Raw genomic sequence first — 25,759 nt, 5'->3', positions numbered from 1 at the left:
CATGCCTTTATCTTCCTATCTCGATGCCCATCCGCGCCTGGGCGGGGAAACGTATATCCACGCGTCGGCGCAGGTGATCGGCGACGTGACCCTGGGCGATCATTCCTCGGTCTGGTGCAACGCGGTGGTGCGCGGCGATGTGAATCACATCGTGGTCGGGCGCTGCTCGAATATCCAGGATTTCGTGATGTGTCACGTCTCGCACAAGCATCCCGACAAGCCGCTCGGTTCGCCGTTAATCATCGGCGACTATGTCACCATCGGGCATAACACCATTTTGCACGGCTGCACGATCGGCGACGAATGCCTGATCGGCATGGGCGCCATCGTGATGGACGATGCGGTGATTTCGCCGCAGGTGATGGTTGGCGCCGGTAGCCTGGTCCCGCCGGGGAAAGTGCTGGAAAGCGGCTATTTGTATGTCGGCCGTCCGGTAAGAAAAGTGCGCGCGCTGACCGATGCCGAACTGGCGTTTCTGAAATACTCGGCGGAGCATTATGTCCGCGTCAAAAACAATTATCTGGGCAGCGTGTGACAGGGGCAGTGAATCGAATTACCTGGCTGGCGGCAGCAATGTCATCCGCGCTGCCGGCACTGGCCTGTTCGCCGCTGTACTACGGCGCTGAAACGGAATCGTTCGCCGGGGTCCAGCGGCGTTTTGACAGCGTCGAATCGGTCGTTGTGGCAACCTTGACGCAGGCGCGAAAAGTCACAAAAACGCTCCATTCGCAGTTCGGGGAAGACGTCGACGTGCCGGCCGAGGAAGATACCTTCGTCATCGAGCAGGTTTTCAAGGGTCCGGCGATAGTCGGTGACACGCTCGTGCTGACAACGGCGTTGTCGGGATGCGGCATCAGTGCAATTGCCCAGCTGACGGGGCCATTCATTCCGCCGCGCCCTGGTGCCAAACGCGCGGAAAAACAGCCCGAGGCACCGCGGCGATGGCTGATCTACCGCAACCAGAACGACGACACGCAGCTAACCGGTTCCTACATGGCGCGCCCCCTGTTCATCGCTTCCAGCGATCTCTATCACATGCCGCGCGTCCTGGCCGCGGCCAGCCGCCGGTGATAGCGCTCGATATCGACGCTCGCCGCGCCGCAATGGCTGACTGACCCGGCATCCGCAAGCCGGCAAAAAAAATGCCGCTCCGGAGAGCGGCATTTTTTGCGACAGCCAGCGACTTAGTCGGCGGCGTAGATGTCGTTATCCTTGGTTTCCTTGACGAACAAGCCGCCAATGACCACCGTCACCAGCGCGATGATGATCGGATACCACAGGCCATAGTAAATATCGCCCTTGTACGCCACCAGCGCGAACGCGGTAGTTGGCAGCAAGCCGCCGAACCAGCCGTTACCGATGTGATACGGCAGCGACATCGAGGTGTAGCGTATGCGGGTCGGGAACATTTCGACCAGCATGGCCGCGATCGGACCGTACACGGCCGTCACATACAGCACCAGGATGAACAGCAGCAGCACGACCATCGGCTTGTTGATCTGCTCGCTATCGGCCTTGGCCGGATAGCCGGCCGCCTTGATCGCTGCGCCGATTTCCGCTTTCAGCGCCGTTTCCTTGGCTTTGCTTTCGGCATTGAAGTTCAGGCCGTCCGGGGTCATCGCCGCGTTGAACGAGGTGAATTCCTTGTCACCGATCCGCACCTTGGCAATCGAGCCCGGAGGCGCATCGTCCTTCGTGTAGCTGACCGATGAGGCGGTCAACATGCCGGCGGCGATATCGCACGACGATGGGAATTTCTTGGTGCCGGTCAGGTTGAACTGGAAGTGGCACGACTCAGGATCGGCCACGACCACCACTGGCGAGCTGAGCAGCGCCGCTTCCAGGGCCGGGTTGGCGAAGTGGGTGATGCCCTTAAAGATAGGGAAGTAGGTACAGGCGGCAATCGCGCAGCCCAGCAGGATGATCCATTTGCGGCCGATCTTGTCCGACAGCGAACCGAAGATGATGAAGAACGGCGTGGCCAGCAGCAGCGAAATGGCGATCAGGATGTTAGCGATGGCGCCGTCGACCTTGAGCGTCTGGGTCAGGAAGAACAGGGCATAGAACTGGCCGGTGTACCACACGACGGCCTGGCCCATGGTCAGGCCGACCAGCGCGAGGAAGACGATCTTGGCGTTCTTCGGCTTGAGGAAGGCTTCCGACAGCGGCGCCTTGGAGGTTTTACCCTCGGCTTTCATCTTGGCGAACGCTGGCGATTCGTTCATCGACAGACGGATCCAGACCGACACGCCCAGCAACAGCACGGACACCAGGAACGGGATACGCCAGCCCCAGGCGGCGAATTCGGCTTCGCCCATGGCGGTACGGGTACCGAGGATCACCAGCAGCGACAGGAACAGGCCCATCGTGGCGGTGGTCTGGATCCATGACGTGAAGAAGCCGCGCTTGCCGTGCGGTGCGTGCTCGGCGACATACGTCGCCGCGCCGCCGTACTCACCGCCCAGTGCCAGGCCCTGCAGGATGCGCAAGGACACCAGGATGATTGGGGCGGCAATGCCGATGCTGGCGTAACTCGGTAGCAGGCCGACCACGAAGGTCGAGGCGCCCATGATCAGGATGGTGACCAGGAAGGTGTACTTGCGGCCGATCATGTCGCCCAGGCGGCCGAACACCAGCGCGCCGAACGGACGCACGATAAAGCCGGCGGCAAACGCGAGCAGGGCAAAAATGAAGGTGGTGGTGGGGTCGCCGACGAAAAACTGCTTGGCGATGATCGGAGCAAGCGAGCCGTACAGGTAAAAGTCATACCATTCGAATACCGTGCCGAGTGAGGAGGCAAAGATGACCTTGCGTTCTTCCTTGGTGATCCCCGAGTCTGCGGTGATCCCCTTGCGCCCGTCGCCAGTGATGCCGGGTGTGATTGCCATATGTGTCTCCGTGTTTAATATTATTGCGTCATCGGAATAGCCGTGTAGATCCAGCTGGATTGAGTGTGGACTGCGAAACTTACGCGATGCTTGCTTGAAACTTACGCGAAACTGACTTTCTGGATGTCGAAAATGCAGGTGTTTTGTGTAAATACAAGCGTATGTTCAATGCAGGAAATTTTATGGGCCGAAGGGATGCCAGCCATGCCCTTGAGCACAGCCACTGCGAGTAGCGGGCGCCGTCAGGAGCCGGGATTGCCGGTTTCCGGTCCCTTGACCAGGAAACCCTGCAAGATCGCGTATCTGCGCAGCGCTTCGCCCGGGGTCTTGAGCACACTGGCGCAACGCAGGATATCATTGCCGTTGCCTTCCAGGGTCAAGCGCAGCTGATCGGGCGGGATCGCGCTGGCACGGCGAATCTCGGGATGGGTATCGAGCAGCTTGTACATCGACGGCCGCGACACGCCGAGCACGCGCGCGGCCGCGCGCACGCTCCACCCGGCAATTTCCATGGCCTGAAGGACCGCGGCTTCGTCGATACTCTCCAGCACGGTCCTGCCGCGTCGGGGTAACGCGTGCGGCAGCGCTTCCGCTTCCGGCGCGACGGGCACGGGCAGCGGCAGCCCGAGCAATTCATCGAATACCGGCGCCGCGTCGGTCGACACAAGCAAGGCGCGTTGCACGACATGCGACAACTGGCGTACGTTGCCCGGCCAGTCGTAGGCGCACATCTCCCTGACGAGCTCCATCGGAAGCGCGCCCGCCGCGCCGTTGACGGCCTCCCAGCGCTTGATGAAATGCACGATCAGCAGCCCCAGGTCTTCGCGCCGCTCGCGCAGCGCGGGCATGCGGATCACCAGCGCCTCCAGGCGCCAGAGCAGGGGCTGGTTGAACTTTCCGTTGCCCAAATCGCGGTCGGTGGCGGCGATCAGGCGCGCGCGCGATACTTGTTGACGAGAACTGCCGAGAGCGCGGTACTCGCCGTTTTCCAGTACCCTGAGCAGCATCGGTTGCACCTCCGCCGGCGCATCCCCGATTTCATCGAGAAACAGGGTCCCATTGGCCGCCTCGCCGAAGTATCCGTGCCGGCTGCTGTCGGCGCCCGTATATGCGCCCTTGACCGCGCCAAACAACTCCGCCGCCGCCAGGGAGTCGCTCAATCCGGCCATGTTGACGGCGACGAATGGCTCGGCGGCGCGCCGCCCCATGTCGTGAATGGCGCGCGCCGCCAATTCCTTTCCGGTACCGGTCTCGCCTCTCAGCAAGACCGGCATATCGGTACCGGCAGCCCGGTACAAGGCGCGCCTTGCCAGCTCGATCGACTCGCTCACCCCGGCCAGGGAGGGGATCCGGTTCGTCGCAGGCAAGACGGTGCGCAAGTTGATGCACAACAGTACTCCTCCGCCAAGTGCCAGGAGCGCGCCGCTGCGCAGCGCCGCCAGGCCGATCACGCTCTCCGATGCCACCGCGACGCCGTCCACCTGCACCCGCATGCTGCTGGCGGGCACCCGGATTCGCAGGCCATCGGCGCTCGCCTGCAACAGCAAGGCGCTGCGCGCGACGCAGCGCTCGCCCAATGGAAGTTGCTCGCCTCCCGGACCGGTGAACAAAGGCACGAAGCGGCTGACCGCGATCTCGCCCCCATCGTACGGGGCGAAATACTGCTCCCCCACGCGGCCGGGGCCGGAATGCCAGACGATCGTCAACGACAGCAACGGCGCGGGCGCCCCTTGGCCGGCAAGGCAAGGGAACGACACTGTGTATTCGGAATCATTAATGGTCGCCATGGAACACCCTTCGCGTAGGAAAGAAAACCCTGCATCAACCGGTACTCTACACGCTGCCGTGGCTGGTTTGCATGCCAATACGTGGCTAACAGAAACGGCGTTGACATGCCAACGCCATGGGCTGCGGCCTCGAAGCGGGGGGCTGGCCCTTGGCGCTCGATGGCATGGCTTTTGCTGTGACAGGGTGGTAGCGAGACGGTTCGCTATATCCACCCCACCACTTTGAAAGGATCATCATGGCTACCAATAATGCTATCGCCGTCGCGACCTCGGACGCCGTTGAGGGAATGAGTTTCTGTTCGATTTGGCCGATCGCCAAAGGTTTGCTAACGGGCGTGCAAGCGGGGATCAGCAACCCCACCCTGAAAACCGCGATCGCCGCGCTCATTGCCGCTGCCGATGCGGTCTGCAGCGGCAGCGCTGCCGATGTCGCCGGTGGCGACGCGGGTAGTGGTGAGCGCCTGGCCAAATTTGGCTTGAGCGTGCCGCCGGCTGAACAATCCTTCGTTGCCGGTCTGTCGGACAATGAACTGCAGGTGCTTGCCGCAATTCAGCGGGAAGCGGCAGCGCGCGGCCTGTCGAAAGGCGTTGGCGGCTGCATTTTCTGAAGCTGGCGCTTCGGACAAGCGACGGGCAAGTCCACCGCCCGTCGCCCGCCGATTCGCCGGCTCGGGTGCTGCCAGAGCGCAACCGGACATTGTGTTCCGATGTCCGGCACGAACGCACGATCACGTTGGGGGAAGCCATCATGCCTGCCATTTGCACAGCCGGGCGTCACACGAAGGACCGGATTGAGGGTCAAGAAGTACCATCGGCCAGCTCGCAACTGCGCCGGAAGATACATTTATGCAAGGCAGACACACCCCTCGACCGGGACGACCAGGTCGGCATCGCGCACTACCGGGATTACCTCTGCTATCTGCATCAAACGATCCGGGCCAGCATCCCATTGATGGCTTGCGCCATCGAGCGCTGTTCCATCGACAGGCCGGTGGAGCTGCGCTTGCGCGCCTATCTGGCCCGGCATATCGAGGAAGAAGCGGGCCACGCCGAGCTGCTCATGGACGATTTGATCACCACCGGCTTGAGCCGCGAGCAAGTGCTGTCGCTGCCGCCCGGGCCGGCCGTGACGCGGATGGTCGGGGCTCAGTACTACTGGATACTTCATCATTCGCCGTTTGCCCTGTTGGGCTACATCGCTTTTCTGGAGGGAACGCCTCCGACGGCGCAAGCGCTCGACTTCTGGAAAACGGCGACCGGCTTGCCGCCGGCGGCATTTTGCTGCCTTGTGCTGCATGCCGGCGCCGATCCCCGGCATTGGCGCGAACTCGACTGTTTCATCGACAGCCTGCCGCTCCCGGACAGCGAGCTGGCCCTGATCGGCCAAAGCGCAATGCAAACGGCGCAGCTCGCCGGTGACGCATGGCATGCGCTGAAACAAGGATGGGGGCTGCGGCCATGAGTGCCGCCACGCAGGGGTTCGCGACCAGTCTGTATGAGCTTGAACATGGCTTGCTATCGATTTACCTCACCAACCGCTGCAACCTGCGATGCCGCCATTGCAGCACCGGCAGCAGTCCGTCCGAGGCATCGTTCCTGAACCTGGACCGCGACACCATGTCGCGCTTGCGCCAGGGGATCGACGAGGCTGGCATCCAAGGCATCCACGTCAGCGGCGGCGAACCGTTCCTGCGGCGCGAAGACTTGCGCAAGCTGGCGGCGCTGGCCCGGGAAAAGGGCGTTCTCATGGCGATCAACAGCAACGGGTTTTGGGGAAGCTCCCTGGAACGCGCGACAAGTTTGCTCGAATCGATGCCCGGGATCACCGAACTGATCTTGAGTACGGACGTCTACCATGCCGAGTACCTGTCGCCAGGTAAGCTCATCGTGGCGGCACAGGCAGCGCTGGCCTGCGACCTGCTGGTGAGCGTGGTGTCCACCACGCCCGGGGGCCGACCCAGCGCCTGGAGCGAGCAATTCGACGAGGACTTGCGCGCCGCCGGCATCCGGCCGCAGGTGAGGCATCTCTATCAGGTACTGGGGCCGACGGCGCGCGCGCAGCCGCTGGCGGAAGTTGTCCAGTTCATGAGCCCGGAGTTGCCTCCGGGCCGTTGCGACTTGCTGAACAGGCCGACTCTGCTTGAGAATGGCCGACTGCACGCCTGCTGCAATACGACGACGGCCCGCACATGTCAGGGCAGTCCCCTCGATTTGGGGGACGTGGCAAGCGCGCCGCTGGCACGCTTGCTCCGGAATGGCCGGGAACGCAAGCTGTTGCAGGCGATGCGCAGGCTGGGACCAGCCGTTCTGGCGGGTGGACTGACGCCGTCGCAGCGTGCCCGGCTGCCCGCCATGTATCCCAAGAACGATATCTGCGCGCTTTGTACGGAACTGATGACCAGCGCCGCCAACGTCGCGACGCTCGAGCATGCACTTGAGGCGGGATCGATGAAGCTCCTGTTCGATGCCGCCGGCTGCCTGATCGACGCTGACGACCCCGCCGCCCGCTGTTAGCACGGCCCCCGCCTCACGCCTCCTGCCTCACTCGCAGTTCCACCTCCCCCCATTGCCAGCCCGCGCTTGCGCCCTCGCGAAAGCGCGCGGGTGCGCTTGCGTTCATCGCCGCCCCTGCTTACCGACCGCTGCTTTCCCGTATTGGCCAGTGCGCGGCAGTGTCGCGCCGGCTGCGTCGCTCCAGACGGGCGCCGGCACGGCATGGTTGCCGTTGCAGCCAGGTGGGGCGATCACGGCGCGCCGCCATTTGCATGCCAATTGATGCAGCCACAAGCATGTCAATTGACATACCTCACCGCTGGAGAAGCGCGCTGTTGATCCTGGCGCGCGCCTGTCAGGGACGCCATTGGACTGGCATGGGGCTTGCTGAAAGAAGAGGGCGGAACGAATGATCCGCAATCGGCGACAGGAACCACGGCTATCCGTGTCTGCTTGCACCGCGCGCAGGTCGCCACCTCATCGAAACGCAGGCATTTTTCATAAAGGAACTCGATCATGAACACGCAACACATGGTTATCCCGCACACCCTGTCGACACTTTGTTTCCACGCCTACAATGTGTATTGCAGTGCGCAAGCGCAAGGGGCGCTGCCCGCACCACAGGCGGCGGGCGGCGCCCCCCAGGGATTTACCTGGACGCCATTGTGCGGCCAGGCAGCCGCACAATACCCGGCGGGGCAAGGCCACGGAGCTGAGCAATTGCAGGGGCAGGGAGCGGCCCAGGCCGCATACACTGTCAATACGATCTCGCCAATCGGTTGCACGGTCCTGTCAATTTGTCCGCCCGCTGCGCAAGCACAGGGGCAGGGAGCGGCCCAGACCGCATACACCATCAACACGATCTCGCCGATCGGCTGCACGCTCCTGTCGATTTGTCCGCCCGCTGCGCAGGTGCAGGGGCAGGGAGCGGCCCAGGCTGCGTACACCATCGCCACGATCTCGCCGATCGGTTGCACGCTCCCGTTGATTTGTCAGCCAGCTGCGCCAGCACAGGGGCAGGGAACGGCCCAGGCCGCATACACCGTGAACACGATCTCGCCGATCGGCTGCACGATCCCATTGGTTTGTCCGCCCGCTGCGCAAGCACAGGGGCAGGGAGCGGCCCAGGCCGCATACACCGTCAATACGATCTCGCCGATCGGCTGCACGGTCCTGTCGATTTGTCCGCCCGCTGCGCAAGCACAGGGACAGGGAGCGGCCCAGACCGCATACACCATCAACACGATCTCGCCGATCGGTTGCACGATCCCGCTGGTTTGTCCACCCGCCGCGCAAGCACAGGGGCAGGGAGCGGCCCAGACCGCATACACCATCAACACGATCTCGCCGATCGGTTGCACGCTCCCGCTGGTTTGTCAGCCCGCTGCGCAGGCGCAGGGGCAGGGCGCGGCCCAGGCAGCGTACACCGTGAACACGATCTCGCCGATCGGTTGCACGCTCCTGTCGATTTGTCCGCCCGCTGGTCAGACGCAGGCGGTTCAAGCCCAGCATCCGTACTTCACCGTCACGCCGATGTGCGGCCAGCAAGGCGCAGGCGCGGCGGCCACCCCGCAGGGTGGCACCGCTATGGAGCCGCTGGCGACGCTGGGGCCGATCAGTTGCCAGATCACGGTCTTCTCGCTGTGCACACCGTTGTGCGGTCAATAAGGCGGGGCAGACGATCATGTTCTTAACTGCCACCAACCTGCTTGCCTATCTCACGGATGTCGGGCTCGCGTCCGGGGCGGACATCGTCGACCACGATGTGTCCATCATCGAGATTGGCCGCCGCAATCGCAATTTCAGAGTCATGCTCAGCTCGCGGCCCTCGCTGTTTGTGAAGCAGGTCCCGGTGGTAGTGCCAGAAACCCGCCTTGCGCTGTTGCGCGAGGCCGCCGCCGGACAGCTGGCCATCGAGGAAGCTGGCCTGCCGACCCTGGCGGCGGTCATTCCGCGCCTGCTCCGCTACGACCCGCATCACCACGTCCTGGTGCACGAAGTCATTCCCGGGGCGCGCTGCATCGCCGAAGTGCTGCTGCATCCGGCCGGCATCGCATGCGATCTGGTCGGCGCCGTCGCGGCGACCCTGGGCCGCATCCACAGGGAATCGGCGCGCGCCGGCTCCCTGGCGCGGGTAGCCTCCTGCCTGGGGGGCGAAGCGCCCTGGGTTGTCGAAATCGGCGAGAAGGCCGAACGGATCATGCCGACCATGGACGGTGCGTCGCGCGAGTTGGTGACGGCAATCCGCTCCAGCCCGGTGTTGTCGGCGTCGCTGGCATCGCTCGGGCGCGACTGGCGCCGCACCGCCCTCATGCACGGCGACTTCAAGTGGGACAACATCGTGGTCGCGCCTGGCAGCGATGGCGGACGGCAAATCCATATCGTCGATTGGGAGCTGTGCAATGTCGGCGACCCCTTGTGGGATGTCGCCGGCATGATGGCCGCCTTGCTCCAGATTTGGCTGCTTGGCGGCGCGCTGGGCGGCGACAGCCGGCCCGCGCCGCAACCTCCGGGCGCGGTGCCGATTGCTTTCGTGCAGTGCGCCGCCGTGTGCGCCTGGCACGCGTACAGCGGCGAAGCGTGGCCGCTCGGGGACGGCGCCGTCCTGGCGCAGCGGCGACTGGCCTTGCTCACCGGCGCGCGCCTGGTGCTGATGGCATTTGAACTAAGCCAGCGCCTTGACCGGATAACGCCGGCGGCTGCCACGGCGATGTCTTTGGCCGCCTGTTTTTTCTCCCAGCCGGAGCGGGCGCTGCACGACATGCTCGGCTTGCAGCCGCTGGCCCCCTCCCACGCGCGCAATACCCCATCCGATCGGCCGTGGCGCCTCGCCGCCGCGCAACTTCCTGTCCAGGAGAACATGACATGAACCACACGCTGCCTCGCCTCAAGCTCTTGCTCGACAATGTGGACCTGCTTTCCGATGCGTCGTTCCGTATCGGCGGCGGTGAACTGTTCAACAGCGCCAACCTGGGTGCCATGCCGCTCGGCGACGATCCGGCGTGCGTCTTGAGCACGCAACAGCGCGCGTTGCGCGGCGCGCTCGCCACCGTGTTCTACATGATCGCCTACGCCCGGGTGTACGAAGGCGGACCGGTGACGCAGGCGAATTTTCTGGCGCCGCCACAACCCGACGCGGCCTTCACCGCGACCCTGGCGGCCGCCAATGCGGGCGTGGAGCGCTGGGATGCCGGCTGGCGCATCTACAAAACCGAACCTTCCGGTGCGGTGCACGTCCAAAAAGGCGACACGGCCATCCTGGTGCAGGCTGGCCAATATGCGAGCGGCGCCATCGGCAGCGGCGCCGCTCCCGGCGGTTGCGCGCAAATCCTGCTTGCGCACGAATCGCTGCTGATGCAACCCGGCTACTATTACGCGCTCGGGCAGACCGTGATGAGCGACCATGACCTGGCGCGCCTGGCGCGGCTGTACTTTCATCTCGATGCCGACCAGGCGCCATGGGCGGTGCGCACGCTGACGGCCACCCTGAACCGTTACCAACTGCCGTTTCGCCTGAAAACGCCGACCGATCCGCGCCAGTACGACCGCACCGACGCGCTGGTGGTGTACGTGCCGCGCCGTTTCTTGCCGGCCGCGCTGCGCTTGATGCTGGACCTGCCCGACGTGTGGCAATCCAGGCTACGCGAAGGATCGCCGCTGTTCGCCTGCGACATCCTGCCTGGCTTGTCCGGTGCGGACGATCCGGGCAACGGCGAGAGTTTCGGCCAGACGCGCTGCCGCTTGCTCGCCGATGCGCTCGTCCTCGCCGGCGCGGGCGCCGCCACGGGCTTGATGGAAGCGGCCCAGGCACGCTTCCGCCTGGCCGGCCTGAGCCTGGATCACCCGCACCTGTCGAGCGGCCTGACTGATGTGTACGCACCTGCTTTTGCGGAGGCGGCATGAACGCCCTGGCCGGCCTGGCTCCGGGCATGGTCGACGGCGCCGACCCGGTGCGCTTTCTGGAGGCGGCCGACGCCATCGGATGCCGCCTGGTGCGCGATGCCATCTGGCACGGCGAGCGTTGCTCGTGGATGGTATGGACCAAGGAAAGCGTGGGCAGCGGCTTTCCATCGTGCTACCGGGCCGCGCCAAGCGGCTTGTATCTGGGGGTGGCCGGGATCGCCCTGTTTTTGTGCCGGCTGGCGCGGCTTACCGGCGATGCGCGCCAGGCCGCCGCCGCCGCCGGTGCGCTGGCCCAGGTGGAAGCGGCGATCGAACGCGACGACCCGCGCGCTTACGGTTTCTACACCGGCTCGTCGGGTGCCGCCTGGACCCTCATCGATGCAGCCTCCCACGGCGGGGACATGCGCTGGAAAGCGGCCGGGCTGCGCGCGCTGCACAAGCTGGTCGATAGCGCGGTGCTCGATTCCTCGCTCGACCTGCTTGGCGGCCAGGCCGGCTTCGCGGCGGTACTGGCCAGCGTGGCGGCGGCGCAAGGCGACGATCTCCTGGGCGATGCCGCCGCTGCGGTCGCCGACCAACTGGTCGCCAGCGCGCAGCGCCAGGGCGACAGCCTGTCCTGGCCGGGGCAGCAAGCGCAATCGGCCAATCTGGTCGGTCTGTCGCACGGCACCACGGGCATCGCCCTGGCGCTGCTCGAGGTCGATCAGATCCGGCCTGCCGCGCGCTATCGCGACGCCGCCAACGGCGCCCTGCGCTACGAACGCGCCTGCTATAGCCCGGAGCACCGCAATTGGCCCGATTTCCGCTTGATGCCCGGCGCGCCATGTGGCGACCCGTCGCATGTGGTGGCCTGGTGCCACGGCGCGACCGGGATGGGCATGGCGCGCCTGCGTATGCTCGAACTGATGCCGTCGGAACCGGCGCTGCTGGCCGAGATCGACGCCGCGCTGGCCAGCACCGTGGCGGCTCTGAATGCGCCGATCGAGCCGACCGTGGCCGACATCAGTCTGTGTCATGGAATTACCGGGTACAACGAATTGCTGGTGATGGCGGCCCGGCAGTTCAGCCTCCCCGACCTTGCCACGGCCGGCGTCGCGGTAGGCGACACCTTGCTGCGCGGCTGGCACGCGCGCGGCCTGCCTTGGGGGTGCGGCATTCCGCATTGCGGCGAGACGGCGTCGCTGCTGACCGGTACGTCCGGCATCGGCCATCATTTCCTGCGCCTGTACGACCCGGCCATTCCCGGCGTGCTGCTACCACCGAACACCGTGGCGCCGACTGCCCCTTGTCCACCCGCGCCGACGGGAGCGCCATCATGAGCGGCACTGACCGACAAGCGCCGGAAGCGCTGCGCTCGCCGGTACTGGCCCCCAAGGCGCCGGTGCCGGCCGACCCCCGGGGGACATCAAGGGGGCGGGAATGGAGCGCGTGGTGGCTCGACTGCAGAGCCGGGACTTGGCGCCAGGGCCATGCGCGCCGGCGGGGTGCTAGCCTCCGTTGCCATCCGAGCCGATCGATCCGACCTGCAGTTCCGGATCTGGCAGGACGTGATGCCCTATGTGTCCCACGCCATACGGGGCATCAAAGGCGATCGAGAAACCCCAGCAGCCTTTTAGCACGTCAACCGCCAGGACGGTTTTGTTCGTCACGGGAATGTTAGGCCCAATCAAGCCGGAAAAGGGAGATGGGGCTTCCCCTTTAGGCACGGGCTCCTTCTTCAAGATCATCATGCCGTTCTGTATCACCGTGTCGGGATTGTTGAAGATGAGCAGAATCGTATCGCCGTCATAGACCTGGTAGGCGCCGTCAAGGGTGAGCGGACAGGTGGTGTGCAGCTTCGCCGTTTTGACGTGGTTCGTGAAATTGACGTTAAACGTATATTGCGTCATACACTTCCTTTCCAGAACTGCATAGTGAGGGCTTGCGCCCGCGTGGACCGATCGCTTCAATCGGCGTGATAGGCCGGCTCGCGCCGCAGCGCGATCAGGTCGGGTTCGGCATCGATGAACCTGGCGGGGTATCCGAGGCGTCGGGCTTGCAAGATGGCGCGGAGCGCCAGTGCGCGCTGACCGATGAGCTCATAGGCCAGGCCGGCGTAAAAACGGACGTCGGCGCTCTCCGGGGCCAGCGCGAGCGCACGGTCCATCAAGGTCATCGCCTGCACCTTGTCCCCGGTGCGGGCACAATACATCCCCATGCGGTAGACCAGGGTGGCGTTGTCCGGGGAACGCCGCAGGCGCGGCGCGAGCAAGTCGCGCGCCCGGGAGTACGCGCTGCGCGCCTGGGCCTCGCGGCCCGGAATCCACAGCAAGGCGTCGCCGAGGTTGGCCCAGTTGAGGTAGTCGCCGGGGGCGCCGCGCGTGGGCGACACCGCGTTTTCGAAGGCGGCGGCGGCGCCCACATAGTCGCCGACAAGAAACATGGCAGTGCCCAGGTTGCCGTACAGTTTGGCGCTGGGCCGGACTTGCAAACCTCGTTGCAGCACGCCGAATGCTTCGTCGATGCGTTGCTGCCGCAAGAGCGCGGCATTGAGCCCCGCGTAGGCCGACACAGCATCGGACTCGAGCGTGAGGCTGCGGCGGAACGCCTGCTCGGCATTGACATAATCGCCCTGGGCGAAATAGACACTGCCGAGTTCGTCCTCGAATACGCGCTCGGCAGGGAATCGTCTGCGGGCCTGTTCCAGTGCGCTCAATGCGGCGTCGTAGCGCCGGGCGTGGCGCAGGATCTGCACTTTGCCGTACCAAGCAAAAAAATCGCCGCGATCGACGCGCAGCGCGGCGTCGATTTCCTTGAGCCCCTGGTCGTACCGCCCTTCGTTGAGTAACACCCAGCTCATGGCGGCATGGCTCAACGCCAGCTGGTCGTCCAGCTTCAAGGCTTGTTGCGCGCTGGCGGTCGCCTTTTGCAGCCAGGTTTCGTCCTGGGAATCGGCCATGTAGCGCAGGCTGTAGTCCAGCGACAGTCCTGCGGCGGCGGCGGCGTTGTCGGGACTGTGCGCGAGAACGCTGTTGAAATGCGCGCTCGCGCTCTGCAGGCTGCCTGGGCGGTCGTGCAATTTGAGTGCCGCCAGGCCGAGTTGCAATTGTCTCGTTTCGGAGTAGGGTTGTAGCGCGGTCTCGACCGTGATGAAGAGCGGGGCCGCGTAGCGCCAGGCTGCGCCGGCCAGCAGGGCGACCCCCAGCACGGCGACGCCGGCGTACGCCAGGTGCTTGCGCCTGGGTGCCCTGGGCACCGGCGGGTCCGGCGGCGCCGGCGCCGCACTGGACAGCCCTCCGATGCGCTCGCGCACCTCGTCCATGTGCCGCAGACGCTGCGCCGGCTGGCGCGCGGTCATGTCGCAGATCAGCTTCCTCAGCGGCGCGCCCAACCCGGCCGGGAAGTGCCAGCTATCCGGGTTCGACTGCATCTGCGCTGCCGCCAGTGCCATGCCGTTCAGATTGTCGAAGGGGCGGGTGCCGCACAGCAATTCGTAGAAGATGACGCCGAGCGCATAGATGTCGCTCTGCGGGTCCGGGCTGGCGCCGAGCAGGCGTTCCGGTGCCATGTAGGCGATGGTGCCTTGCGGCCCGCCGTCCTGAAACGAACCCGTGTCGAGCATGTCCTGGCGCCGGGAGAGGCCAAAATCGAGGATCCGTAGCCGGCCGCCCGGCTCGACCATCAGATTCGACGGCTTGAGGTCGCCATGAACCAGGCCGCTGTTATGCGCTTCGCACATCGCATCAGCAAGTTGCCCGACCCAGTCGCAGGCGACGGCAACGGCCACCGGCCCGTCAGCCACGACCTCCTTGAGAGTGCGGCCGTGCACCAGTTCCATGACGATCGCCGGGGCGGCGCCGTTGTCCTCGACCGCGTGCACTTTCACGAAGGCGGCATGGTGCAGGGAGGCGGCCAGCCGGGCTTCGCGCACCAAGCTGCTATTGGATTGTCCGTGTGCGCCGAACTTGGTGAATTTGATGGCGACACTGCGTCTGAGCGTGCTGTCCCATGCTTCGTGGACGACACCGAACCCGCCCTCGCCAAGACGATTGCGCAGCTCGTAATGCGCGGGCAGGCGCGGTTCCGGGGCGAGCTCGATTGTGTCGCGTGCTTCCTCAGTCCGGATCAGTGCGGTCATGGCGAGTCCACCTGCATTTTTGGTTAATATTGCCACATTTACGAGTGTGTAAGTACAGAAACGATGCAAAGAGAGCAATGTGCCGGCCAGGGCGGGACAGATGCGGCGAAAAGGCAACACGAGGCGCTGCGGGGGGCGCCCTCATGGCTGAGGGAAGCGCCGTGCCGGGGCAGGTCGGGGGAGCATGCCGGGGTTGGCCGGCACCGAACGCAATGGCGGGCGGCACCCAGGAAATCGACGGCGGAAGAACGGTTCGGTTAGCCGCGATCAGCCTGAGATCACTTTTGCTAAACCAGATGTTTGGCGGCCTCGCGCCGGCTCAGCGGCGACAGCGTATCGCCTTGCGCCAGCAGGAAGCCGCGCACAGCCTCCGGGTCGTGGCGCGCATAGTCGCGCAAGCCCCAGCCGATGGCTTTGCGGATGAAAAAATCGGCTTCGTGCGCCAGTCTTTGCGCGTAACCGAACAGCCGGCCGGGATCGGTGTCGGCGCGCCAGCCCAGCTGATGCAGCATGGCGACGCGGCGCGTCCACAGATCCGCGTGGCGCACGGCCTGGTCCATGCGTCGCTGGCGCAGCGGCCGGTCCGCGCGCACGCCCGTGCCGGTCACGACCGCCAGCGCGTCCACGGTATCCCACCACGATCCCTGGCGCGCCAGAGCGAGCAGCGCATCGATGTGCCGGTCGTCGAATTGCTTGACGTGGGCCGCCAGCAAGTCGATGGCGGCGTACTGGCATTCGCGCTGCGGCGCCTGCCACAGGTCGCCGGCAGCGCCCAGCAGCACGTCGGCGTGCGCGGCCTTGAGGCCGCGCACGAGCGATTTCAAGGTGGCGCGCCTGGCCGGCGTGGGGATGCCGTAAAACGCGAACTGGTCGCGCATGTAGGCGCTCATGCGCGCCGCCTGGGCCGGATCGGCCAGCGGCGCGAGTAACTCTTTCACTTGTTCGGCAATGCTCATGGTCAGGTTTTTCACGGGCTGATGACAGGGGGCGGCCGGCACAAATAATTTTGCGAACGACCGTACTAAAATGTGCTATTCTCGTAGCGATCAACACAGCGCTCTGCGCATACTAATCCAACTCAGGAGACACAAATGATAGATGCCGTCATCGTATCGACCGCCCGTACCGGCCTGGCCAAATCGTGGAAAGGTGCGTTCAACATGACGCACGGCGCCACTCTCGGCGGCCATGTGCTGCAGGCCGCCATCGCCCGCGCCGGCATCGAGCCGGGCGAGGTCGAGGATGTCATCATCGGCTGTGCCAATCCGGAAGGCGCCACCGGCGCCAACATCGCCCGCCAGATCGCCTTGCGCGGCGGCTGCCCTGTGTCCACGGGCGGCATGACGGTCAACCGTTTCTGCTCGTCGGGCCTGCAGACCATCGCGCTGGCGGCCCAGCGCATCATTGCCGGCGAAGGCGACATCTACGCCGCCGGCGGGGTCGAGTCGATTTCCTGCGTGCAGCAGGAAATGAATCAGCACATGCTGGCCGATCCATGGCTCAAGGAACACAAGCCGGAAATTTACTGGCCCATGCTGCAAACGGCCGAAACCGTCGCCAAGCGCTACAACATCGGGCGCGACCGCCAGGATGAATATGGCGTGCAGAGCCAGCAGCGCGCCGCCAATGCCCAGGCCGCCGGCTTGTTCAACGCCGAAATCGTGCCGATGACCACCACCATGGGCGTGGCCGACAAGGCTTCGGGCATGCTGCTCACGCGCGAAGTGACCATCAGCGCCGATGAAGGCATCCGCGCCGACACCACGCTCGAAGCCGTGTCCAAAATCCGCAGCGCGGTCCCGGGCGGGGTGATTTCGGCCGGTAACGCGAGCCAGTTTTCGGACGGCGCCTCGATTGCGATTTTGATGAGCAGCAACGTGGCGCAAGCGCGCGGCCTGCAGCCGCTCGGCATCTTCCGCGGCTTTGCCGTGGCCGGCTGCGAGCCGGATGAAATGGGCATCGGCCCCGTGTTCGCGATTCCCAAACTGCTGCACAAGGCTGGCCTGTCGATCGCCGACATCGGCCTGTGGGAATTGAACGAAGCGTTCGCGGTGCAAGTACTGTATTGCGCCGACCGCCTCGGCATCCCGATGGACCGCCTGAACGTCAACGGCGGCGCCATCGCCGTCGGCCATCCGTACGGCGTTTCCGGCGCCCGTCTGGTCGGACACGCGCTGATCGAAGGCAAGCGCCGCGGCGTCAAGTACGTGGTAGCCACGATGTGCATCGGTGGCGGCCAGGGCGCGGCCGGCCTGTTCGAAGTCGTCTGATCCACGCCGGGGCGCGCCGCTCCGGCGCAGCCCCGCTTCCTTCGCTTACCCGGGGCCCAAGATGCAATCCAAAATACTGTCGCGCCGCGACCTCGACTTCCTGCTGTACGAATGGCTGGACGTGGAGGCGCTGACCGCGCGTCCGCGCTTTGCCGACCACAGCCGCGAAACCTTCAACGCGGCACTCGATACCGCCGAACAGATCGCCACCGAGCTGTTCGCACCCCATAACAAAAAGAACGATCAGCACGAGCCGCATTTCGACGGCCACAGCGTGACGATCATTCCTGAAGTAAAAACCGCGCTCGACGCCTTTTCCGCCGCCGGCCTGATGGCGGCCGGGCAAGACTACGAGTTCGACGGCATGCAATTGCCGTGCGTGCTGGAAAAAGCCGTCACCGCCTACTTTACGGCGGCCAATGTAGCCACCTCGGCCTACATTTTCCTGACCATCGGCAACGCCAACACCCTGCTCAAAACCGCCACGCCGCAGCAGATCGAACGCTTCGTGCGGCCTCTGTACGCCGGCAAATTCTTCGGCACCATGTGCCTGTCCGAACCGCAAGCCGGTTCCAGCCTGTCCGACATCACCACGCGCGCCGAGCCGGACCCGGTCGACGGCCCCGACGGCGAGCGCCAGTACCGCCTGGCCGGCAACAAGATGTGGATTTCCGCCGGCGAACACGACCTTGCAGGCAATATCGTGCATCTCGTGCTGGCCAAGATTCCCGGTCCGGACGGCCGCCTGATTCCTGGCGTCAAAGGCATCTCGCTATTCATCGTTCCCAAGTTCCTGCTGGGCGACGATGGCGAGCCTCGTGAGCGCAACGACGTCGTGCTGGCCGGCCTGAACCATAAGATGGGCAACCGCGGCACCACCAACTGCCTGCTCAATTTCGGCGAAGGGCGCTTCAAGCCGCTCGGCAAGGCCGGCGCCGTGGGCTACCTGGTGGGCCAGCCGCACCAGGGCCTGGCGAACATGTTCCACATGATGAACGAGGCGCGCATCGGCGTCGGCCTGGGCGCGGCCGTGCTGGGCGTGACCGCTTACCTGCATGCGCTCGACTACGCGCGCAGCCGTCCGCAAGGGCGCCATCCGGCCGAGAAAGATCCGGTCAAGCCGCAGGTGGCCATCATCGAGCACACCGATGTGCGGCGCATGCTGCTGGCGCAAAAAGCCTACGCCGAAGGCGCGCTGGCACTGGTGCTGTATTCGGCGCGCCTGGTCGACGAGCAGCGCACCGCGCCCGACCCCGAGGCGCGCGCCCATGCGGGGCGCCTGCTCGACTTCCTCACGCCGATCACCAAGTCCTGGCCTTCGCAGTGGTGTGTGGAAGCGAACAGCCTGGCGATCCAGGTGCATGGCGGCTACGGCTACACGCGCGAGTACAACGTCGAGCAGTTCTACCGCGACAACCGCTTGAACGCCATCCACGAAGGCACGCACGGCATCCACGGGCTCGACCTGCTGGGCCGCAAGGCATCGATCCAGGAAGGCGCGCTGTTCAAGGCCATCGGCGGCGAGATTGCCGCGACGATTGCCAGGGTGCGTGCGGCCGACGTGTCGGTCGACCTGCATGCGAACGCCGACCTGCTCGAAGAAGAATGGCAGCGCATCGCCAAGGTCACCAAAACCTTGTACGCGGTGGGCGACATGAACAAGACCCTGGCCAACGCCAGCCTCTACCTGGAAGCGGTGGGCCACACGGTGATTGCCTGGATCTGGCTGGAGCAGGCGCTGGTGGCCGCGCATGCGCTGGCTGGCGCGCCGTCGCTTGACGACAGCAATTTTTACAACGGCAAGCTGCAAGCCTGCCGCTATTTCTTCCACTGGGAGCTTCCCAAGGTCCAGCAACAGCTCGACCTGCTGGCCAGCATCGACACCACCACGCTCGACATGCAGGATGCGTGGTTCTGAGGACCGACTGAACAATGATCAAACACATCGTCATGTGGAAGCTGAAAGACTTCGCCGAGGGTGCCGACCGCGCCACCAACGCGCGCAAGATGAAAGAACAGCTCGATGCCTGCGCCAATATCGTGCCGGGCATGTTCGCCTTTGAAGTAGCGCTGGCCCAGCCGGGCCTGGAAGCAACGTACGACGTGGTGCTGTATGCGGAGTTCGCCGACGAGGAAGCGTTAAAGGCTTACGGCGAGCATCCGACCCACCACGCACTCAAACCATACTTCGGCGCCATTCGTGAAGCGCGCCAATGCATGGATTACACCATCTGATAACGACAGCTGACTGACAAGGATTTGCCATGCGCACTACGCAAGAATTATTTTCCCTGGCCGGCAAGACGGCACTGATCACCGGCGGCTCGCGCGGGCTTGGCCTGCAAATGGCCGAAGCGCTGGGCGAGCAGGGCGCCAGGATCGTCATCTCCTCGCGCAAGCAGGCCGACCTGGACGAGGCTTGTGCCCACCTGAAAGCGCGCGGCATCGATGCCAGTGCCATCGCCGCCGACCTGGCCCTGGACGCGCACATCCAGCCGATGGTGGACGAAGCCATGAAGCGCCTCGGCCACATCGATATCCTGATCAACAACGCCGGCGCCAGCTGGGGCGCGCCGGCTGAAGAGTATCCGGTCGAGGCGTGGGACAAGGTAATGAACCTGAATATCCGCAGCATCTTCCTGGTGACCCAAGCGGTCGGCAAGGCGTCGATGATTCCGCGCAAATACGGCCGCATCGTGAACATCGCCTCCATCGCCGGCCTGGCGGGCAATCCGCCGGGCACCATGAAAACCATCGCCTACAACACCTCGAAGGGCGCTGTGGTCAATTTTACCCGTACCCTGGCCGGCGAGTGGGGCGCCTACGGCATTACCGTAAACGCCATCGCGCCGGGATTTTTCCCGTCCAAGATGACCAAGGGCGTGCTGGAAACCCTCGGTGTCGAGGCGCTGGCCAAGGACGCGCCGCTGGGCCGCATCGGTGACGACGAGGATTTGAAAGGGGCAACCCTGCTGTTCGCGTCGGATGCGGGCAAGCACATCACCGGCCAGATCCTGGCGGTGGACGGCGGAGTCACGGCGGTATGACGGCCGCTACCTACCAGCGCATCGTCCTGGCGTCGCGTCCGCGCGGCGAAGTCCGGCCCGATAATTTCCGCCTTGAGAGCGCACAACTGCCTGAGCTCGGCGATGGCCAGGTCCTGATCCGCAATCACTACCTCTCGCTCGACCCGTACATGCGCGGGCGCATGAGCGAAGCGAAAAGCTACGCGGCGAACCAGGTGGTCGGCGACACCATGATCGGCGGCACGGCCGGCGAAGTGCTGGCCTCGAAGCATCCCAAATTTGCCGTGGGCGACATGGTGGTCGGCATGCTCGGCTGGGCCGAGATGGGCGTGGCCGACGGCGCCACCTTGCGCAAGGTGGATACGACGCAGATTCCCCTGTCCGCCTTCCTTGGTGTGGCGGGCATGCCGGGCATGACTGCCTGGTATGGCCTCAATCACATCATGAAGCCGAAGGCGGGCGACACGATTCTGGTATCGGCCGCCAGCGGCGCGGTCGGCAGCGTGGTCGGCCAGTTGGCCAAGATGCAGGGCTGCCGCGCGGTCGGCATCGCGGGCGGGCCGGACAAGTGTGCCTATGTCGTCAATGAACTCGGTTTCGACGCCTGCATCGATTACAAGGCCGGCAATCTGGTGGACGATCTGGCGGCGGCGACGCCGGACGGCATCGATGCCATTTTCGAGAACGTGGGCGGGGCCGGCTTCGACGCCGCCTTGCCGCGCATGAACGCCTTCGGGCGGGTCGCCCTGTGCGGCATGATCGCCGGCTACAACGGCGAAGACGTGTCGATCCGCAATATGCGCCACATGCTGACCAGCCGCCTGACGATTCGCGGCTTCATCGTCAGCGAGCACCTCGACCTGTGGCCGCAAGGGCTGGGCGAACTCGGTGCGCTGGTGGCCAGCGGCAAGCTCAAGTACCGCGAAACGGTGGCGCCCGATCTGGCATCGGCGCCTGACGCATTCATCGGCCTGCTCAAGGGCCGCAACTTCGGCAAACAACTGGTAAAGCTCATCTGACATGAAAAACTTCCAAGACAAAGTCGCCGTGATCACCGGCGGCGCGAGCGGTCTCGGCCGCGAATTCGCGAAGCGCGCCGCCAGCCTCGGCATGAAGCTGGTGTTAGCCGACGTGCAGCAGGATGCGCTCGATGCAACGAAGGCCGAACTCGAAGGCGAGGGCGCCCAGGTGCTGGCCATGATCTGCGACGTGCGCAAGGGCGAGCAGGTCCAGGCGCTGGCGGACGCCACCATGGCGCGTTTCGGCGCCGTGCATCTGGTGTTCAACAACGCTGGCGTGGGCTCGGGCGGCTTGATCTGGGAAAATTCGGAAGCCGATTGGGAATGGGTGCTCGGCGTGAACCTGTGGGGCGTGATCCATGGCGTGCGCATCTTCACCAGGCTGATGCTGGAGTGCGCCAAGGACGATCCGCAGTACGAAGGGCATATCGTCAACACGGCCTCGATGGCGGGGCTGCTGAACGCGCCGACCATGGGCGTGTACAACGTGTCCAAGCATGCGGTGGTGTCTCTGTCAGAAACCTTGTATCACGACTTGCAGCTGGTGGAGGCGCCAATCGGGGCCTCGGTGCTGTGTCCGTACTTTGTACCGACCGGCATCAGCCAGTCGCACCGCAACCGGCCGGAGGACGTGAAGATGACGGGCGGGCCGACCGCCAGCCAGAAGGCGGCGCAGGCGATGACGGTCAAGGCGGTCGAGTCGGGCAAGGTGTCGGCGGGCGACGTGGCGCAGATGACCTTCGATGCCATCCGGGATGGACAGTTCTATATCTATTCGCATCCGGGGGCGCTGGGCAATGTGGCCGAGCGGATGGACGAGATCGTCAAGGGAATTAATCCGGGCGATCCGTACAAGGCGGCGCCGCACATCCGCGATATGTTGCGGGCGAAGATGAAGGGGTAAAGGTTGGCGTGGGCAGGGCCTGGCAGGTACACTGACCGGCCCTGTGCCCATATTGGAGAAACGTGTGGAAGTGTGCGTCACCAAGACGATCGAAGACTACCGGGAAGAATGCCATCAGTCCCGACAATTCTATGCGTCGAGTGGCTTGCATCCGAGTAGCGCACATCAGGAATTGGCTAGCAAAGTGCTCGGATCGTTGGCCAAAACATGCAGCGCAGCGCTGTTCGGGGAAGTCGAAGAAGAGGTCCGGCGCATGATTTTGCGCGATCTTCGGCACTACCGACGAACTGGGCAGCGTGAGCTGTGGTGTTCGCATGCAGATCGATACCGGGATGGGCGGTCGGAAGCACGGGCCGCCATCGCCACGCTGGCCGGGGCAGGACTGGTGCCGCACTCGATGACCCACATCGCCGTGCCGGTACCTATGTTCAGGGGTATGGAATTAATCCGCGGTATGGAACCGCTGGACAAACGCCTTGCGTGCCACGACGCGCTACTGAACGTGGAGCTGGTTTCCCTTGCCAGGGAAGTCCCCAATCCGAGGGCTTATTCGCAGCGTCTAACGATGTCACTGCTGATTACCGAGCACGAGCGCCGCGATGTCGATGGGCAATTCTACGACCGGGTTCCGGTTCGTAGTTGTATCGCGACGTTTGCACTACATAAGCACGTGAGCGTGTACTTTTGGCCGCGGTTCAGTTTGGGATTTGTGTTTCGCTTCACCGTAGTTCAGGAACGGCGCTCCAGAGGGCAGACGGCACTGGTGGTAAAGCTTGATATGGGTGACAAAGGTCGGCTCTGTTGCCGCGACATGGAGTTGCTGGAGCTTGAAGAAATCAGCTGTGCATGGGAGGATTGATGCGTGAGCCTACGCGTTATCGTGCCGCCCTTGTCAACCCGCTTCGCCACTGCGCCTGTCGCCAAAGCCTCACGTGACGCGATTGCGGCGGGAGGCCCCAGGGTGACCCGCCACGAGGCTTTATGTTCCCGCCGGGTCGGGCTAATTCTGGGAAAATTCGGAAGCGACTGGGAACGCGTGCTCGGCGTGAACCTGTGGGGCGTGATCCATGGGGGGCGCATCTTCACCAGGCTGATGCTGGAGTCCGCGAAGGACGATCCGGCGTATGAAGGGCATATCGTCAACACGGCCTCGATGGCGGGGCTGCTCAATGCGCCGACCATGGGCGTGTACAAGGTGTCCAGGCATGCGGTGGTGTCTCTGTCGGGACGAGGCGATCTCGCAGGCTAGCTTTCACGTCCGGCGCACGAACCTCGTCAACGGCGCAGGCGAGCGTCCGGTCCACCCGTCGCCAGTTTCCACATTCATCGATCTTGGCGCCGTCAGCAGTGCCATCGCCAGCACAGCCTTCCAGCATGCGCCACTACCTGCGGGATTGCCGCCGGCATCGACATTCGCAGCGATCTTGGTGGCGGTGTCGTGTTGACGAACACGAGGCGCTGATGTTCGTACGCAGGTCGGCGGATGAACGGTTACTCGTCCCGGGCTTTCCAGATCGCCCATTGCTCCTGGTCGGGACTGCCTGCCCATGCCAACAGTAAGCCCAACAACTTCCTCATAGTTGTGCTGCGCCAGTAGGGCCGGATCGAACAACTCCCTACAGCATCAGCCTACGGTTGTGTGCCTAGTATTGAATGCCTCCGGATATGCGTTTTTTTGCATAGATGAGATGGACCACTTCCTGCCTGGCGTTGATAGTGCGCAAGGTCGATTATCCCAGCTCGAACTAAGGCCAACAGCTTACGATTGTCCTGCGCCGTTCTAGTACATTGTCCGTCATCAGTACGCGTAGCGCCTGCTGGTCGCTAGGATTTTAAATAAATTACCGCAATGGCAACTAATAAAATCGATAAAATTTTTTCTATTCTCATAAATGTGTAGTACAGTAAATTCTCAACGAAAAAACGTATGTCTGAGCCTGCGAGTATGAGTGTTTTTATCATTGATGACAATGAAACAACGCGCGCCATATTACGTATGATTATTCAGGGCGAAATTTATCACGTCATCGGTAAAGCCAATGACGGGATTTCAGACATGGCACGGGCGCAGAAATTGCATCCTGACATTGTCTGCCTGGACATCGACATGCCAGACTCCAGTGGCTTGGACACCTTATCGACATCAACAAACGTTGCCCAGTGCCGTGTATTAATGGTGGTTGGCAATAATTGCCGAGGAGCCGTCGTCACGGCAATCCCGCGTGGGCCAGCGGGTTTATTTTAAAACTGTTCAATTCTGGCGTCGTTCTCGATCCGCTGGATAAAGCTGCCGCGCTCTTGAATCCACATCTAAAAATAGTAATTAATAGAATAACACGCGTGCTGGCCATGGGTTTCGTTTCACTGCATTCTTGAGTAATGCGATATGAATAGTGCACCTGAAGAGCAAAGTCGGATTCTGATTATCGACGATAGCGCCACTTCCATTCGGTTGCTAAGCGCGATATTGAAAGACCTGGGACGGATCTGGTTTGCCACCAGTGGCGAAGCTGGCATCGCGCTGGCACGCGAACATCGGCCACACGTCATATTGCTGGACGTGGAAATGCCGTTGATGAGCGGCTATGAAGTCTGCAGGGTGCTAAAGGAAACATCTGAGACGCGGGATGCTTCCATTATTTTCATCACAGGGCAATCGGGCATGGAAAGCGAAATCCGGGCGTTGGAAGCTGGCGCCGTCGATTTCATTACCAAGCCAGTTAACCAGCCGGTCGCCAAGGCCCGCGTGTGCACCCAACTGAACGTGCAACGGCAGGCGGAAGCATTGGTCCGCCTGGCCAAGCGGGATGGACTAACCGGACTTTTTAATCGCCGCTATTTCAATGAAATGATCGAATTGGAATTTTCACGCCATCAACGACAGGGCCACGTTCTTGGCTTGGCGTTGATCGATATCGACCACTTCAAGGCATTCAATGATGGTTACGGGCATTTGGAGGGGGATACTTGCCTGAGCATGGTGGCGCAAACCATCGCGTTAGCAACACAACGCCCCAGTGAGATCGTCGCCCGCTACGGTGGAGAAGAGTTTGTGGCCATTTTGCCACATACGACACTGGAAGAGGCGAGCAAATATGGCGCGTGGCTGTGCGAAAAAATTTATGATTTGAAAATTCCTCATCAGTTTTCCTCCTGCGCCAGTGTCGTCACGATCAGTGTCGGTGTGGCAGCCTTAGTGCCGAGCGAGAACAGTACGATTCGACAGCTTATCAATGCGGCGGATCATGCGCTTTATCGCGCCAAAGCGGCTGGTCGAAACAGGGTCATTGCATCGGATTCCGGATGACAGATAATTGACGGCATCCGCTTCCCTGGATCCGCGCAGGCATGC

The 25,759-nt window shown here is 63.6% G+C and carries 23 protein-coding genes and 1 pseudogene; 19 read left to right on the top strand and 5 right to left on the bottom strand.

Annotated features, from left to right (window positions below; all coding sequences use genetic code 11):
- Position 1: 1 nt before the first annotated feature.
- Together IV454_RS24435 and IV454_RS24430 are read left to right on the top strand one after the other, a co-directional pair.
- Positions 2 to 535 (top strand): gamma carbonic anhydrase family protein, encoded by a 534-nt coding sequence (locus IV454_RS24435; RefSeq protein WP_206088247.1) that lies wholly within the window; start codon positions 2 to 4, stop codon positions 533 to 535.
- 38 nt (positions 536 to 573) lie between these two features.
- Positions 574 to 1,071 (top strand): hypothetical protein, encoded by a 498-nt coding sequence (locus tag IV454_RS24430; RefSeq protein ID WP_054262531.1) that lies wholly within the window; start codon positions 574 to 576, stop codon positions 1,069 to 1,071.
- Positions 1,072 to 1,184: 113 nt separating this feature from the next.
- Here IV454_RS24430 and IV454_RS24425 read toward each other — a convergent pair whose 3' ends face one another.
- Positions 1,185 to 2,888: an MFS transporter gene (locus IV454_RS24425; RefSeq protein WP_206088246.1), complete on the bottom strand. Its 1,704-nt coding sequence runs from the start codon at positions 2,886 to 2,888 to the stop codon at positions 1,185 to 1,187.
- A gap of 242 nt (positions 2,889 to 3,130) precedes the next feature.
- Positions 3,131 to 4,675, bottom strand: a complete 1,545-nt coding sequence (locus IV454_RS24420) for a sigma 54-interacting transcriptional regulator (RefSeq protein ID WP_206088245.1) — start codon at positions 4,673 to 4,675, stop codon at positions 3,131 to 3,133.
- A gap of 236 nt (positions 4,676 to 4,911) precedes the next feature.
- Between IV454_RS24420 and IV454_RS24415 the strand changes: the two genes are divergently transcribed.
- From IV454_RS24415 to IV454_RS24385, 7 genes are all read left to right on the top strand, one after another.
- On the top strand, positions 4,912 to 5,283 hold the full coding sequence (locus IV454_RS24415) for a hypothetical protein (protein ID WP_206088244.1): 372 nt from the start codon (positions 4,912 to 4,914) through the stop codon (positions 5,281 to 5,283).
- Between the two features lie 140 nt (positions 5,284 to 5,423).
- On the top strand, positions 5,424 to 6,137 hold the full coding sequence (locus tag IV454_RS24410) for an iron-containing redox enzyme family protein (RefSeq protein ID WP_206088243.1): 714 nt from the start codon (positions 5,424 to 5,426) through the stop codon (positions 6,135 to 6,137).
- Positions 6,134 to 7,189 carry a radical SAM protein gene (locus tag IV454_RS24405; protein WP_206088242.1) on the top strand — a complete coding sequence of 352 codons (1,056 nt, stop codon included), beginning with the start codon at positions 6,134 to 6,136 and terminating at the stop codon, positions 7,187 to 7,189. Before IV454_RS24410 ends, IV454_RS24405 begins: the two co-directional genes overlap by 4 nt.
- A gap of 495 nt (positions 7,190 to 7,684) precedes the next feature.
- A complete protein-coding gene (locus IV454_RS24400) occupies positions 7,685 to 8,836 on the top strand; it encodes a hypothetical protein (protein WP_206088241.1) in 1,152 nt (383 codons plus the stop codon).
- Between the two features lie 16 nt (positions 8,837 to 8,852).
- Positions 8,853 to 10,037, top strand: coding sequence for a phosphotransferase family protein (locus IV454_RS24395; RefSeq protein WP_206088240.1), 1,185 nt, complete (start codon positions 8,853 to 8,855; stop codon positions 10,035 to 10,037).
- On the top strand, positions 10,034 to 11,071 hold the full coding sequence (locus IV454_RS24390) for a T3SS effector HopA1 family protein (protein ID WP_206088239.1): 1,038 nt from the start codon (positions 10,034 to 10,036) through the stop codon (positions 11,069 to 11,071). The genes IV454_RS24395 and IV454_RS24390 overlap by 4 nt, the downstream gene beginning before the upstream one ends.
- Positions 11,068 to 12,390 carry a lanthionine synthetase LanC family protein gene (locus tag IV454_RS24385; protein WP_206088238.1) on the top strand — a complete coding sequence of 441 codons (1,323 nt, stop codon included), beginning with the start codon at positions 11,068 to 11,070 and terminating at the stop codon, positions 12,388 to 12,390. The genes IV454_RS24390 and IV454_RS24385 overlap by 4 nt, the downstream gene beginning before the upstream one ends.
- A 168-nt stretch (positions 12,391 to 12,558) precedes the next feature.
- Here the strand turns inward: IV454_RS24385 and IV454_RS24380 are convergent, their stop codons facing one another.
- The 3 genes from IV454_RS24380 to IV454_RS24370 all read right to left on the bottom strand — a co-directional run bounded on the left by IV454_RS24380 (position 12,559) and on the right by IV454_RS24370 (position 16,144).
- On the bottom strand, positions 12,559 to 12,960 hold the full coding sequence (locus IV454_RS24380; protein WP_206088237.1) for a hypothetical protein: 402 nt from the start codon (positions 12,958 to 12,960) through the stop codon (positions 12,559 to 12,561).
- Positions 12,961 to 13,016: 56 nt separating this feature from the next.
- Complete coding sequence (locus IV454_RS24375; RefSeq protein WP_206088236.1) at positions 13,017 to 15,188, bottom strand: serine/threonine-protein kinase; 2,172 nt, start codon at positions 15,186 to 15,188, stop codon at positions 13,017 to 13,019.
- 287 nt (positions 15,189 to 15,475) lie between these two features.
- Positions 15,476 to 16,144: a DNA alkylation repair protein gene (locus tag IV454_RS24370; RefSeq protein WP_206088235.1), complete on the bottom strand. Its 669-nt coding sequence runs from the start codon at positions 16,142 to 16,144 to the stop codon at positions 15,476 to 15,478.
- Between the two features lie 135 nt (positions 16,145 to 16,279).
- Between IV454_RS24370 and IV454_RS24365 the strand changes: the two genes are divergently transcribed.
- The 10 genes and pseudogenes from IV454_RS24365 to IV454_RS24320 all read left to right on the top strand — a co-directional run bounded on the left by IV454_RS24365 (position 16,280) and on the right by IV454_RS24320 (position 25,714).
- Positions 16,280 to 17,458, top strand: coding sequence for an acetyl-CoA C-acyltransferase (locus IV454_RS24365; protein ID WP_054262524.1), 1,179 nt, complete (start codon positions 16,280 to 16,282; stop codon positions 17,456 to 17,458).
- 61 nt (positions 17,459 to 17,519) lie between these two features.
- Positions 17,520 to 19,376 carry an acyl-CoA dehydrogenase gene (locus tag IV454_RS24360; RefSeq protein WP_206088234.1) on the top strand — a complete coding sequence of 619 codons (1,857 nt, stop codon included), beginning with the start codon at positions 17,520 to 17,522 and terminating at the stop codon, positions 19,374 to 19,376.
- A 14-nt stretch (positions 19,377 to 19,390) separates the two neighbouring features.
- Complete coding sequence (locus IV454_RS24355; protein WP_206088233.1) at positions 19,391 to 19,693, top strand: Dabb family protein; 303 nt, start codon at positions 19,391 to 19,393, stop codon at positions 19,691 to 19,693.
- A gap of 29 nt (positions 19,694 to 19,722) precedes the next feature.
- A complete protein-coding gene (locus tag IV454_RS24350) occupies positions 19,723 to 20,505 on the top strand; it encodes an SDR family oxidoreductase (RefSeq protein WP_206088232.1) in 783 nt (260 codons plus the stop codon).
- Positions 20,502 to 21,503: an NADP-dependent oxidoreductase gene (locus IV454_RS24345; protein WP_206088231.1), complete on the top strand. Its 1,002-nt coding sequence runs from the start codon at positions 20,502 to 20,504 to the stop codon at positions 21,501 to 21,503. Before IV454_RS24350 ends, IV454_RS24345 begins: the two co-directional genes overlap by 4 nt.
- Position 21,504: 1 nt before the next feature.
- On the top strand, positions 21,505 to 22,407 hold the full coding sequence (locus IV454_RS24340; RefSeq protein WP_206088230.1) for an SDR family oxidoreductase: 903 nt from the start codon (positions 21,505 to 21,507) through the stop codon (positions 22,405 to 22,407).
- 64 nt (positions 22,408 to 22,471) lie between these two features.
- Positions 22,472 to 23,266, top strand: a complete 795-nt coding sequence (locus IV454_RS24335; protein WP_206088229.1) for a hypothetical protein — start codon at positions 22,472 to 22,474, stop codon at positions 23,264 to 23,266.
- 162 nt (positions 23,267 to 23,428) lie between these two features.
- A pseudogene (locus IV454_RS24330) lies at positions 23,429 to 23,632 on the top strand (SDR family NAD(P)-dependent oxidoreductase); the annotation flags it as partial.
- A 702-nt stretch (positions 23,633 to 24,334) separates the two neighbouring features.
- Complete coding sequence (locus IV454_RS24325; RefSeq protein ID WP_206088228.1) at positions 24,335 to 24,652, top strand: response regulator; 318 nt, start codon at positions 24,335 to 24,337, stop codon at positions 24,650 to 24,652.
- A gap of 141 nt (positions 24,653 to 24,793) precedes the next feature.
- A complete protein-coding gene (locus IV454_RS24320) occupies positions 24,794 to 25,714 on the top strand; it encodes a diguanylate cyclase (protein ID WP_206088227.1) in 921 nt (306 codons plus the stop codon).
- Positions 25,715 to 25,759 lie beyond the last annotated feature (45 nt).

The organism is Massilia antarctica, from assembly GCF_015689335.1.
GTDB classification, from domain to species: domain Bacteria; phylum Pseudomonadota; class Gammaproteobacteria; order Burkholderiales; family Burkholderiaceae_D; genus Telluria_A; species Telluria_A antarctica.
This window is presented reverse-complemented; position numbering and strand designations above follow the sequence as displayed.